General features: G+C 43.6%; 9 protein-coding genes, 2 tRNA genes and 3 pseudogenes. 9 read left to right on the top strand and 5 right to left on the bottom strand.

Features of this window, described 5'->3' with window-relative positions; genetic code table 11:
* The first annotated feature begins 1 nt into the window (after nucleotide 1).
* The 6 genes and pseudogenes from AB3G73_RS01180 to AB3G73_RS01205 all read left to right on the top strand — a co-directional run bounded on the left by AB3G73_RS01180 (nucleotide 2) and on the right by AB3G73_RS01205 (nucleotide 3,732).
* Nucleotides 2-922, top strand: coding sequence for a glycerophosphodiester phosphodiesterase family protein (locus AB3G73_RS01180; protein ID WP_258980024.1), 921 nt, complete (start codon nucleotides 2-4; stop codon nucleotides 920-922).
* 16 nt (nucleotides 923-938) lie between these two features.
* Nucleotides 939-2,291, top strand: coding sequence for an MFS transporter (locus AB3G73_RS01185; protein ID WP_258980026.1), 1,353 nt, complete (start codon nucleotides 939-941; stop codon nucleotides 2,289-2,291).
* A 119-nt stretch (nucleotides 2,292-2,410) separates the two neighbouring features.
* The gene (locus AB3G73_RS01190) at nucleotides 2,411-2,557 is read left to right on the top strand and encodes a hypothetical protein (protein ID WP_258980027.1); all 147 of its coding nucleotides are present in this window, start codon (nucleotides 2,411-2,413) and stop codon (nucleotides 2,555-2,557) included.
* On the top strand, nucleotides 2,542-2,826 hold the full coding sequence (locus AB3G73_RS01195; RefSeq protein ID WP_367745407.1) for a hypothetical protein: 285 nt from the start codon (nucleotides 2,542-2,544) through the stop codon (nucleotides 2,824-2,826). Before AB3G73_RS01190 ends, AB3G73_RS01195 begins: the two co-directional genes overlap by 16 nt.
* Before the next feature lie 285 nt (nucleotides 2,827-3,111).
* Nucleotides 3,112-3,464: pseudogene (locus tag AB3G73_RS01200) on the top strand (type II toxin-antitoxin system RelE/ParE family toxin).
* Nucleotides 3,430-3,732, top strand: a complete 303-nt coding sequence (locus tag AB3G73_RS01205; protein ID WP_258980032.1) for a helix-turn-helix transcriptional regulator — start codon at nucleotides 3,430-3,432, stop codon at nucleotides 3,730-3,732. Before AB3G73_RS01200 ends, AB3G73_RS01205 begins: the two are co-directional and overlap by 35 nt.
* Nucleotides 3,733-3,838: 106 nt before the next feature.
* Here the strand turns inward: AB3G73_RS01205 and AB3G73_RS01210 are convergent.
* Nucleotides 3,839-5,419 (bottom strand): annotated as a pseudogene (locus tag AB3G73_RS01210) (VapE domain-containing protein); the annotation flags it as partial.
* Between AB3G73_RS01210 and AB3G73_RS01215 the strand changes: the two are divergent.
* Nucleotides 5,411-5,659: pseudogene (locus AB3G73_RS01215) on the top strand (N-acetylmuramoyl-L-alanine amidase); the annotation flags it as partial. The pseudogenes AB3G73_RS01210 and AB3G73_RS01215 sit on opposite strands and share 9 nt — an antisense overlap.
* A 55-nt stretch (nucleotides 5,660-5,714) precedes the next feature.
* Here the strand turns inward: AB3G73_RS01215 and pflA are convergent.
* From pflA to AB3G73_RS01230, 3 genes are all read right to left on the bottom strand, one after another.
* On the bottom strand, nucleotides 5,715-6,443 hold the full coding sequence (gene pflA / locus AB3G73_RS01220) for a pyruvate formate-lyase-activating protein (RefSeq protein ID WP_367741910.1): 729 nt from the start codon (nucleotides 6,441-6,443) through the stop codon (nucleotides 5,715-5,717).
* 17 nt (nucleotides 6,444-6,460) lie between these two features.
* A complete protein-coding gene (pflB, locus tag AB3G73_RS01225) occupies nucleotides 6,461-8,689 on the bottom strand; it encodes a formate C-acetyltransferase (RefSeq protein ID WP_148365989.1) in 2,229 nt (742 codons plus the stop codon).
* 178 nt (nucleotides 8,690-8,867) lie between these two features.
* Complete coding sequence (locus AB3G73_RS01230; RefSeq protein WP_367741912.1) at nucleotides 8,868-11,990, bottom strand: ATP-binding protein; 3,123 nt, start codon at nucleotides 11,988-11,990, stop codon at nucleotides 8,868-8,870.
* Nucleotides 11,991-12,231: 241 nt separating this feature from the next.
* Between AB3G73_RS01230 and AB3G73_RS01235 the strand changes: the two genes are divergently transcribed.
* Nucleotides 12,232-12,316, top strand: a tRNA-Ser gene (locus AB3G73_RS01235).
* Nucleotides 12,317-12,531: 215 nt separating this feature from the next.
* A tRNA-Ser gene (locus AB3G73_RS01240) sits at nucleotides 12,532-12,619 on the top strand.
* Nucleotides 12,620-12,711: 92 nt separating this feature from the next.
* Here the strand turns inward: AB3G73_RS01240 and nuoE are convergent.
* Nucleotides 12,712-13,188 (bottom strand): NADH-quinone oxidoreductase subunit NuoE, encoded by a 477-nt coding sequence (gene nuoE / locus AB3G73_RS01245; RefSeq protein WP_117935149.1) that lies wholly within the window; start codon nucleotides 13,186-13,188, stop codon nucleotides 12,712-12,714.
* Nucleotides 13,189-13,207: the final 19 nt, after the last annotated feature.

Here is a 13,207-nt window from a genome sequence, read left to right on the forward strand (position 1 = left end):
TATGAAGAAATATATAATCATAGCAATTGTTCTGCTGTTTCCTCTCTGCCTGTTTGCTGATGAACCGGTAAAGGCAATTTACGCAAAGATAACGGATCCCGATAATAAGGAAATCACTGTCGTAGCCCACCGGGCGGACTGGCGTTTTGCACCTGAAAATTCGCTGGCAGCGATTGAAAGCTCTATCCGGTTGGGAGCCGACGTGGTAGAACTGGACATTCAGAAAACCAAAGACGGACAGTTGATCCTTATGCATGATAAGACGTTGGACAGAACGACAACAGGAAAGGGCAAGATTGCCGAATGGACACTGGACTCCATCCGGACTCTCCGCCTGAAGAATGGCGCCGCATTGAAAACCAAACACTATGTGCCTACATTGGAAGAGGCATTATTGACGGCAAAAGGGCGTGTGATGGTAAATTTGGATAAGGCATATCCGATATTTGACGAGATTTTTCCCATCTTGGAGAAAACCGGAACCGTCGGGCAGATCATTATGAAAGGCTCCAAACCCGTCACGGAAGTAAAGAAGGATTTGGGTAAATATTTAGACCGGATTATATATATGCCTATCGTGCATTTGGACAGACCGGGAGCTATGCAGCAAATAGATGATTTTATGAAAGAACTTCATCCTGTAGCTTTTGAACTACTGTTCGAATCGGATACTTGCCGACTCCCCAAACAGGTGCGAGCTAAACTCGAAAGAAAAAGTAAAATCTGGTATAATACCCTTTGGGATACAATGGCAGGCGGGCATGACGATGATAAATCGTTGGAAAACCCGGATGAAGGCTATGGATATTTGATAGACACACTTGGCGCAACCATCATTCAGACCGATCGTACCGCCTATTTATTGGAATATTTGCAAGCCCGTAAGAAACGTAATGAGCATAAGGCAGATGCATTTCATTAATATGTAAATTCCGTTTATGGCATTTAAAATATTGGATTTTTATAGAATCTCTCCTCCGGCAGCCGGAGGAGAGACTGATTCCGAACGTTCTTCACGCTTCAAGCGTATCCGTTGGGCAACGTTCTTGTCGGCTACTACCGGATATGGTATTTATTATGTTTGCCGTCTTAGTATGAACGTGGTGCGCAAGCCGATTGTAGAGGAGGGAGTATTCTCCGAAACTCAATTGGGAATCATAGGCTCCTGCCTGTTCTTCGTGTATGCATTGGGTAAGCTGACGAATGGATTTCTTGCCGACCGTAGTAATGTACGGCGTTTTATGTCTACCGGTTTATTGTGTTCCGCTTTGATAAACCTATGTTTGGGTTTCACCAGTTCATTTTATGCGTTTGTCATACTTTGGGGGCTAAATGGCTGGTTTCAGTCAATGGGAGCAGCGTCCGGTGTGGTTTCGCTGACCCGGTGGTATAGCAGTAAGGAGCGAGGCACTTTCTATGGCTTTTGGTCTGCCAGCCATAATTTAGGCGAAGCATTGACGTTTATTTCCATAGCATTGCTGGTCAGTTGGATGGGATGGAGATATGGAATGATTGGAGCCGGAGTAATTGGTATCTTGGGATTCCTGATGATGCTTGTCTTTATGCGTGATACGCCACAGAGTCAGGGATTCTTGTTGGACAAAAATTCTTCTTCCACAGACTCTCGTTCTTCATCCGGCAAACAGACAGAAGATTTCAACAAAGCTCAAAAAGCAGTCTTGAAGAATCCTGCAATTTGGATTTTGGCTTTGTCCAGCGCATTTATGTATATCAGTCGTTATGCTGTGAACAGTTGGGGTGTTTTCTATCTGGAAGCTCAAAAGGGATACTCTACATTGGATGCAAGTCTCATCATATCTATCAGTTCCATCTGTGGAATTGTCGGTACAGTATTTTCCGGTATCATTTCCGACAGGTTCTTTTCTGGTAGCCGTAATGTCCCCGCACTGATATTCGGATTGATGAATGTTTCCGCTCTTTGTCTGTTCCTATTGGTTCCGGGCGTACACTTCTGGGTAGATGTACTTGCCATGGTCTTTTTCGGGTTGGGAATCGGAGTTCTCATTTGTTTTCTGGGTGGCCTGATGGCTGTCGATATTGCTCCCCGCAATGCGTCGGGCGCAGCATTGGGAGTGGTGGGTATTGCCAGTTATATTGGAGCCGGTTTGCAGGATGTGATGAGTGGTGTTTTGATAGAGGGTCAGAAGACGGTTCAGAACGGAGTCGATGTTTATGATTTCACATACATCAATTGGTTCTGGATTGGTGCGGCTCTGCTGTCGGTACTCTTTGCATTATTGGTTTGGAATGTAAAATCAAAAGAGATGTGAGTACATTAGGTTAGAAATAGAGTCTTTGTTTTCTAGGTATTAGTCGCCATTTTAGGTGAGAGGTATTGTTCCTCTCACCGGAATGGCTTTTTGTTTAATAATTTTAAAAGGACTGTTTTATGGAAAATTCATTCAATGATGAATTATTTTGTTCGTTGAAAAACGAACTTCGTGAAGTAAATGCACAAATAGATGTGCATAGTGAACAACTGATGAACCTGTTTGACCAAAAAAAAGAATCATTGGTCAACTGGCTCGGGAAGTAAAGTCGCAGACGCCTGCTATTATAGAATATCGGGGAAATCCAAAACGGTATATCTCTGTTATTCTAAATGCCATTGACCACGGTCGTCTCACTTATGACGGGGCTTCTAATAGTGAACAAACCATTCGCTCTTTGGCAACTCTGATTGATGTGATAAGTCCGAAAACGGGCAAGGCACTTAGCGTGGAAACACTGATGTCTTATGAGAAGAAGGAACACACCGGAGACTTCACAGATTATCGTGAAGGAGATTTCGACGAACTTGAATAGAATAGTGAGTTGATTTAAAAACGTGGCGGGAAATTAGAAAAAGACGGTTGTGTTTTTCTGATTTCCTGCTGTCTTTTTTTTACAAATGAAAAAGTGTGAGGGAGAAATTACAACTTTTTACTCTTCTATTCTTTAATTCTATTATCTATATATTCAAATAAAAAAATACGAATGTTGAAAATCCTCCTTCACATCCCTCACACTTTTGTAGTAAATAGAATGAAAAATAGATAAAAAAGAGACTCTTGTGTTGTATAGTTGAACAACATTTCGTGTATTTGCAGTATGGAAAAGAACCGTAAGATCCGTACATACGGAGGTTACTTTGAGGCTTTCATGGAGACTTTAACCGAAAAGGAACAGGATAAATTCAGTATGGATTACTCTTGTTGAAAACACAAGAAAGACTCTCCGCCAAATTTGTGAAATTTATTCGGGAGGGGATCTTTGAACTCCGCACTGAATATAATAGTAATATATATCGAGTATTTTTCATTTTTGATGATGGCAATATTGTAGTATTGTTTAATGGTTTTCAAAAAAAGACTGCAAAGACACCGGATATTGAAATTGAAAGAGCATTAAAAATAAAGGAGGAGTATTATGCAGATAAACAATCATCAGCTAGTAGATTATGATGTAGTTCTTGATGCAAAATTTGGAGCAGAAGGAACTCCGGAACGTGCCGAAGCAGAAGAAAAGGCCTATGCTTTTTATACCGGACAGATCATTGAGGATGCACGGAAGAAGGCTAAAATCACCCAGGCTGAATTAGCCCGACGTATTGGTTCTGACCGCTCTTATATATCAAGAGTGGAAAGTGGTCAGACTGAACCTAAGGTATCTACTTTCTATCGGATAATGAATGCTTTGGGTTGTAGAATCGAATTTTCGATGAATTTATAGAAATAAAAAGAGTCTGACAAGCCCTAAAAACTAAAAAATCACCCGCACTACAATCATTTGTAATGCGGGTGAACGATTTTAAAAGGGCGTTATTAGACAGCCCCTTTTATGCTAACTCTGTCTTTTTATCCGTATAGCCTGTTCTGTTTGACTTTACTTGTTCCGTATCAATGATATATACGGCATATCTTCTCCCGTTTCTTCCCCTTTTAAACTCAAAATTATACTTTGCCATTATTTTGCCAATCTGAATTTTCGACCCGGTGGAATATTGATAACCGGTACGTTCACGAATTAACTCGGCAATCTCACTGACAGTGAGGTAAAGTACCTTATCAAACCGTTCCGGTTTGCGAACGTGTGTGAGTACCAATTCCTCTTCCGGTGAATGGAATACGAAATCCTCGTTATTCGCCTCAATCCGTTGATTTTCCTCTTGCGTGAACCAATACTGATAGCCCGGCTTATGGAGCAGATACTTTATCTGCGCATACAACTGTGTATAATTGATTTCGATGAACTTGATAGAATCGGCATGAAAACACAGGAAACGATGATTACCTGTGGTATCGTGCAGTACTTTCTGATAGTTGCACGTTCCGGCAAAAGAAGCGGTGTGAGGGAAATTCTGCGAACGGCGCGCATACGGCAGACGGATACTAATCACTTTACGGGTGACCAAATCCTTTAACGTGTTCAGGTCGCGCCCGCTCATTCCCTCGAATTCGTCGAGGTTGATAAGCATTGCTTGCGCTATTTTTGCCAAATCATCTTTATTATTCGGGTTGATAAGGCCGGTAGAGAGATAAGCGTGCAGTTCGGGGGGCAGCAGATTATTGATAAATGTTGTTTTTCCGATATTCTGTATCTCGCTGCATAGTAAAAGCACCGTGTGGTTTACGATTTCATCTTGGGTGGCGGCAGCACACATACCTACCAGATAACGCTCCAGAAACTCTGTCCAAAAGTTCTGATGATTGGTGCGGACACTATCGGCCAAAATACGGATATAATCCGTCCCGTCCCATTCGGGCAATGAATCAAAATACTCGCGGATGGGGTGATAACTTACACTGAAATCAGAGTAAATTAAATTTTGAATCATTTTCACGTTGCAGGTGTAACCTGGTTCGTTTATCTCCGCCCAAATACTGTTCTCCACCATATCATCCAGGATGTGAAAAGGCTCCGGTTGTTCCGTGCCGGAAACCTTTCGGCGATATTCCATGATGTGAAGTAATTCGTTATAACGGGTTTCGTAAAATTCGCTGATATGTTGTTCTATTTGCAGAATCCGTTTTTGCGTAGTATTCAACTTGCGCGTGTTGAACTCTTCTGTATATGTAAAAGCACTGGCAATCAACGAATCCATTTCGTTTGCAGGGAGGTCGGTAAACTGGCTTTTGATAAATGCCGTCGCTTCTTCTTCGGGGATGCCGTGCCGGTTGTATGTACAAGCAAGACGATGCAGGTAATTGTTCTGGTTTCCGATGACGTATTTTTCGGATTTATTATGATAATAATTCAGAGTCACCATTAACGCGGCGTGCGAAGAATGATAGTTGAGTGCTGTTTCTTCACTCACCGGGTGACTGCCTTGTGTTGTTTCCTGTTTTTTCTTTTCGGATACTTTCCTCTTCTTTTGCGATTTGTAAAACATAGGCGGCTGATCTACCATAATGCAACTAGTTTGGGAGTGTGCTATGAGGATGGTCTGGATGAGAACGGAAAGGCGGTGGACACGCGTACTCCCTGCCAGAAAGAGGCTTTGCACTCTTTGGTACACGAATTGTTGTAGCGTTATCCCGAAGCGAAAGTAGTGGGGCATCGGGACTTGAGCCCGGGCACCAATTACAACGGAATCATCGACCCGTGGGAACGGATCAAAAAATGTCCCTGTTTCGAAGTGAAAGCCGAAATGATTTGAGAATTAACTATGCAGCGTGACAGTGCGCAGCCAACTCTCAACTGTCAACTCTCAACTAATTAACTACTACCGTAGCGAAGTACTCTTTAAATACCTTCGCAGCTTTTTCAAGTTGTTCGGGGGTATTTTCTTTTATGTCTTTCAGCTTGTATTCCTGCTCCATCGCTTCATACTTATGTACGCCTAATGTGTGATAAGGCAGGATTTCCACTCGTTGCACCATCTTATATTTTCCCAGAGCCTCTCCTAAACGGCGGATGTCTTCCTCGAAATCGCTGTAGCCGGGCACTAATACATAACGCAGCCAGAAAGGTTTCTCGTTTTCTTCCAACCATGCTGCCGTGCGGATGGTTTGCTCGTTGCTTCTTCCGGTCAGTGCCTGATGGCGTGCAGGATTGAATTCTTTAATATCTAGCAATACAAGATCGGTCAGACGGAAAAGCTCTTCTACATCTTCGTTCCAAATGCCGCCGTTGCTGTCTATGCACACATGAATTCCTTTCTCTTTCAGCTCACGAACCAGTGGGACGAGTGCCTTTGCCTGAAACGTCGGTTCTCCTCCGGAGAAAGTAACTCCTCCACGCTTTCCGAAGAAAGGACGCTGGCTCATTGCCATGCGGACAATCTCTTCCGGTGGGGTAGGCGTGCCTCCTTTTCCGGCTATCGTGTCGGGATTGGCGCAATACAGGCAACGGAAGTTGCAACCTTGAAGAAAAACGACGAGCCGTAAGCCCGGCCCGTCGAATGTTCCCATACTTTCGTATGAATGTACGTTTATCGTCATATAGAGTAAATAGATTGTTACATACGTTCGTGGAAGCTACGGCTGATAACCTCCAATTGATGTTCGCGGCTCAACTTCACGAAGTTTACGGCATAACCGGAAACACGGATGGTAAGCTGCGGGTATTTTTCCGGATGTTCCATGGCATCATACAGCATATCACGGTTCAGAACGTTTACATTCAGGTGGTGAGCACCTTTGGTGAAGTAACCGTCCATCATGGTAACCAGATTCTCGATGCGATCTTCCGCAGTAGCTCCCAGTGATTTAGGAACGATAGAGAAAGTGTTACTGATACCGTCCTGTGAATCGCGGTAACGTAATTTCGCTACGGAACTCAAGGAAGCGATGGCACCGTTCTTGTCGCGTCCGTGCATCGGGTTGGCTCCCGGAGCAAAAGCGACGCCTTTGGCACGTCCGTCGGGAGTAGCACCTGTCTTCTTGCCATACATCACGTTGGAAGTGATAGTCAGCAATGAAAGAGTCGGACGGGCATTCTTGTAAACCGGAAGTTTCTTCAGTTCTTCGCTGAAGAAATATACCAGGTCAACACCCAGATGGTCTACCTTGTCGTTGTCATTACCGAAGCAAGGGAATTCGCCTTCGATGTCGAAGCCTTCAGTGAGACCGATGTCGTTGCGACGTGCGGTTACTTTGGCATATTTGATGGCCGACAGTGAATCGAGTGCGATAGAAAGTCCGGCTACACCGTAAGCAAGATTAATGCGTGGGTTGGTATCTACAAGTGCCATTTGGGCTTTCTCGTAGTAATACTTATCATGCATATAATGGATGATGTTCATCGCTTCGTTGTAAACACGGGCGATTTCGGTCAATACTTTCTTGTAGTTGTCCATTACTTCCTCAAATTTCAGCGTATCACTGGTCAATACGGGAATGTTTTTCACCATAACTGTACCGGTGTTTTCGCAACGTCCGCCGTTGATGGCGAGCAACAGGGCTTTCGCAAGATTGCAGCGTGCGCCGAAGAACTGGATTTGTTTACCGATTTCCTGGTAAGATACGCAGCAGGCAATTCCATAGTCGTCCGACTGGCGTACTTCGCGCATCAAGTCGTCGTTTTCGTATTGGATGGATGAAGTGTCGATGGAAACTTTAGCACAGAATTCCTTGAATCCTTCCGGCAGTTCCGGGCTCCATAGTACGGTCAGGTTCGGTTCCGGTGAAGGGCCGAGGTTGTACAGTGTTTGCAGGAAGCGGAATGAAGTCTTTGTCACCTTGGTACGTCCGTCGTTGAGGCGTCCGCCCAAAGATTCGGTTACCCATGTCGGGTCACCCGCAAAGATATCGTTGTAGGATTGCATACGCAGGTGGCGCACCATACGCAGTTTGATGACAAACTGGTCGATCAGCTCCTGTGCGAAAGATTCGGTGATGGTTCCTTTGCTCAATTCATATTCCATATAAATGTCGAGGAACGAAGAGACGTTACCCAGTGACATGGCAGCGCCGTCTTGTTCTTTTACGGCAGCAAGGTATGCCATGTAAACCCATTGTACGGCTTCTTGTGCCGTGTAAGCGGGACGGCTCAAATCGAGTCCGTAGTATTCGCCCATTACCTTCATGTCTTTCAACGCCTTGATTTGTTCTGCCACTTCTTCGCGCAGGCGGATACGGGCGTCGGTCATCGGACCGGTGAGGTTGCGTAAGTCTTCTTTTTTGGCTTCAATCAGTCGGTCGATACCATAGAGGGCCATGCGGCGGTAGTCGCCGATGATACGTCCGCGGGCGTAGTTGTCAGGAAGTCCGGTGAGGAATCCCAAAGAACGGAACGAGCGGATTTCTTCGGTATATACGTCGAATACTCCGTCGTTGTGTGTCTTGCGGTAGTGGGTGAAGATATCTTTTACGCGGTCGTCCACCTCTACACCGTTTTCGTGGCAGGCTTTGCTCACTACATTGATACCTCCGAAAGGTTTGATGGCACGTTTCAGAAGCTCGTCTGTCTGTAAGCCGACAATCAGTTCGTTTTCTTTGTCGATGTATCCGGCTTTATGAGAAGTGATGGTTGAGACGGTGACATTATCCAGTGAGCGTACCCCATTATTGGCTCTTTCTTCTGCCAGTGCTTCGAGGCAGCGGTTCCACACGGCTTTTGTGCGTTCAGTAGGTCCTTCGAGGAAAGAAGCATCTCCATAATACGGAGTGATGTTATGACTTACGAAATCTCTGACGTTGATTTCAGTGCTCCAAAGACCGTCTTTAAAGATCTTGTTTAATTCCATAAATGATAAAATTAGAGGTTGTAGTTATCCTTTTCTTTAGAGCGCACAAAGTTACAATGATTTTTCATATAATCGGCATAAATATGCTCTATTTTATGCTTTTCAACATAAAATACCTAGATATTGCTATTCTTTGGAAATGACCTTTCCCCGACTGTACGAAACGATTGTTTCCGGTCTACATAAAAGTGATATGTTTCATCAGTATGGAGGTGATTTGCCCTTTCAGTTGATTGGCATTGATGGGCTTGGGCATATAAGCGTCAAATCCGTTTTCCATTACTCTCTGCTCGTCCGAAGCATAGGCAAAGGCGGTGACGGCTATGATGGGAACCCGTTTGGAGTATTTCCGTATCTCTTTGGTTGCCTCGTATCCATCCATCACGGGCATGTTGATATCCATCAGGATGAGCTGCGGGTTATGTTCTCTAAATAGGCTTACTGCTTCCTCTCCATTCCAGGCATGTAGTAAATTGTAGTCCTTTTTAAGAATGGATTCTATCAGACGGTAATTACTTCCATGGTCTTCCGCCACCAGGATCGTGATTTTTTGCTTCTTTATCTTTACCGGTTCTGTTGTTACTTCCTGCTGCGGAGCTTCGAGCGCGGGACGGTAGGGGAGGGTGAACCAAAAAGTGGAACCCTCTCCGGGGGTTGAGCATACACTGATTTCACCTCCCATTTGCTGAACAAGAGTTTGGCAAATCGAAAGTCCCAGTCCTGTTCCTTGTGCGAAAGTGTTCAGTTTGACAAAGCGTCCGAATACACTTTCTTGCTTGTCTTCCGAAATGCCGCAGCCGGTATCAGTCACATAGAAATAGAGCTGTTTGTTATCACGTATTTGGTAGCCTATACGAATGTTACCTGTTTCTGTAAATTTGATGGCGTTTGTTACCAGATTAATGATAATCTGTGAAATGCGGTTGCGTTCGGCATGAATATAACATTCCGGTAACGGAGTTTCGAGAGTGAGTGTGACTTGTTTGTCGGGGGACAGTTTCAGGCGTAATGAACTTTCCAGCTCGGTCATTACACCGTTCAGTTCAAAGTCTGTGTAGGCAAACTCCATGGTACCGGCTTCAATCTTTGAGAGATCAAGGATGTCACTGATAAGTTGTAAAAGCAGGGTATTGTTATTTTCGATGATGCTGACATATTCCCGTTTCTCTTCTTCTTCCTCGGTGGAAGCCAGTATTCCGGAGAAACCGACAATTGCATTGAGCGGTGTGCGGATCTCGTGGCTCATGTTGGCAAGGAAAGCGGATTTGAGTCGATTGGACTCTTCAGCGCGGTTTTTAGCGGAAATCAAATCGTTTTCCATGCTCTTCCGGTCGGTAATGGTCAGCGAGGAACCTACTAAAGTGAGTGGTTGTCCGTTTTCGTCATAACTTTCTACAGCTACCTGTGCCTCTATCCAGTCAGTATGGTTCACACCGTCCACTTCTTTGATGATACGGTATTCCACCTTTGCTTTTCTAGTATGTTTGGTGATTAGGCTTGCATAGGCTTCTTTTACCTTGGGAAGGTCTTCTTTATGTATTTTTGTAAAATACTGTTCGTCGGATATATAAAGCTGTTCATCACTTATTTCTGTATTCTCATTGCCGGTGACGGCGGTTCTGTTTACATCATACTGTATGGTATGTGTCTTTAAATCCCATTTCCAGGGGATGATATTGGCAATATCGAGTGCCATGGATAACTTGTGGTTGATAGAACGCATTTGCATCTGGGCATGGTGCAACTCTGTGCTGTCCATACAGAATATATGCATGAATCGTCCGTCGTCACTGGCATTTACTACTATGTCATAAAAAGTGTCGATCTCTTTATAATAGTAGGAAAAAGTGATGGAACGTTTTTCTGCCAGGGAGATATTCATGAAATGTAGAAACTGCGGCAGTGATTCCGGAAATATTTCGCTTCCCCGCTTACCGATAACTTTCTGTTTTTCGAAAAATCTCTTCTCGAAATGTTGGTTTACGTCTATATATATTGTGTCTACAATCCGTCCGTCCTCATCTTTTATAAGTTCTTCCGCCATGTAAAGAATTGGCATACTATTGATAATGTTATAATACTTGCCAGTACTTTCTAATGCTTTGTGCTGGACACGCTTCATTCTTTCGAGTGTGCGTACTCGGTAATATTGGAAGCCTAACAGCAGCAGAATGAACAGGCAGCTTGTTCCGATGATCGCATATTCGTATTTCTCCCACAAAGTGGGAGGTGCGTCATAGAAAATTGTATTTTTTGGACAATTTTTTGGATCGAGTTTGCGGTGGAGTAATGACTGATAATTGAATACGGGAGTAGCATTTTCGGCATTATAGATAGGGATATAACGGGGTTGTTTTCCGTGGATAATCTCTTTGATGGTGGTTAACATCCGGTTAATATACTCTTTTTCATCATAGATATAGCCACCGATAATTCCTCCTTCTTCCTGAATACCTACTCTTCTGAATGAAAAAAGAGGTACGGATGAGGTGGCGATAATACGATGGGAGTTACTGGTCATTACAAGATTTTCTTCATAGTCTTTTTTTCGTAACCAGGAAGAAAACAAAAATCCGGTAGTGAGAGGATTCTGTTTGCGGAGAATGGTGAAAAGACTGTCGGTAGAGGTGTTTTCTGCAGAAATAAACTGATATTCCAAGTCCGGATGCTTCTTCCTGATCGTTGCGGAAAGGTCATAATCGTTCTGCTGGCATGTATATGTACCATCACCGATATAAATGACTTTATTCATTTGCGGAATGAGCTGTTTCATGAGTTGCAGATTCTCTTCGATATACAGATTGGCGTACAACATGGTCAAGTTCATCGTCTTTTGTAGGTCGCTGATAGGTATACGCTGTTGCGGAGCCAGTGCATGAGCCTGAATGATAAGGCTGTCCGGACCTGTATAATCCCGCTCGCCACATAGCAACATAGGAATGTCCGGCCATATCTTATTGAGGTTGTCGCAGAAAACGAAACTGGCATTCCCCACAAATACCACCATTTTGGGAGGAGACGAAGGTAACATCTCGCAGATACTTGCTTCGAATTTATCCACCTCTTTGGCGTTTTGCAATGCGAACATATTCAGATATATAGTATATGCTCCTATGGTGCTGTCTTGTGAAGCCATGGTGACAATCGGAGTGATGAAGCTGTTGCTCCAGGGATTGGAGTCTGCATAAGCGCTGATGACCAGAATCTGGTCGAGGTCTTTTTTAGGGGTACTACCTACTGATAGAAGAGTGTGTGTGAGTAGGCATAAAAAAATAATACTAGTCTTAAATATACTTCCCATACTGCTTTTTCGCTTATTGTTTATTTTGTTGTGAAAACGAGGCGAAGATATGCATAAAATGTAAATATGCAAAGGAAAATGAGAATTAATTAGTAACGGACTATAGAGTTGTTTTGCCAGCTTTATTTTCTGCCCTGATTTTATTTTTCGTAAATTTTGTCCTAAAAATATTTGCGTATCAAAAAAAGAGTTGTACCTTTGCACCGCTTTTAACGAAAAGCACTTCTGATAAAGAGGTTTTGGAGAGGTGGCAGAGTGGTCGATTGCGGCGGTCTTGAAAACCGTTGTACTGCGAGGTACCCGGGGTTCGAATCCCTGTCTCTCCGCCCAAAAAACTTAAGGCAATAAAAAAGTCCTACATGACATATTATCATGGCAGGACTTTTTTTATTTCTCTCCCTATTCGAATATATTACCTTGAATTTAAATAAGTAGATGTATAAATCTTTTCAATAAAAGTCTGAATATAAAAAATATTGCATTATTCTTCTCAAATATTTGCGAGTTACGGAAACTTCCTGTACTTTTGCGCCCCGAACAAGGAGAGGTGCTCGAGTGGTTGAAGAGGCACGCCTGGAAAGCGTGTATACGCCAAAAGTGTATCACGAGTTCGAATCTCGTTCTCTCCGCTTTTTTTTAGTGTTATTTGAAATTTGTAAAAGCGACTGTTTTGAATAATCAAAGCAGCCGCTTTAATTTTTATATAGAAACGTTTGAGCGTTTATTCCAATTCTTCAATAATCTTCTTTACATCTACCGGTTGCAGGCGTCCGTACACCTTTTCGCCGATCATCACTACCGGAGCCAGTCCGCAGGCACCTACACAACGCAGACAGTCTAATGAGAACTTTCCGTCCGGGGTGGTATCACCGACTTCGATACCCAATACACGTTTGAACTCTTCCAGCAGTTTTTCGGAACCACGTACATAACAAGCTGTACCCATGCAGACGGAGATGGGATGTTTTCCTTTGGGAGTCATGGTAAAGAAAGTATAGAAAGTGACGACACCATACACTTTTGATACGGGAATTCCGAGTTTGGAAGCGATAATCCGTTGCGTCTCCTCGGGTAAATACCCTTGCAGATGCTGTGCTTCATGCAAAATATTGATAAGTTCGCCCGGGTTATTTCCATGTTTGTCGCAGATCGTTTTGATTTGCTCTGCCATGTCACAGGCTAGTTTGATATCTGACATAATACTCTTCATTTAAAAG

This window comes from Bacteroides sp. L008, from assembly GCF_040812255.1.
Taxonomy (GTDB): Bacteria; Bacteroidota; Bacteroidia; order Bacteroidales; family Bacteroidaceae; genus Bacteroides; species Bacteroides vicugnae.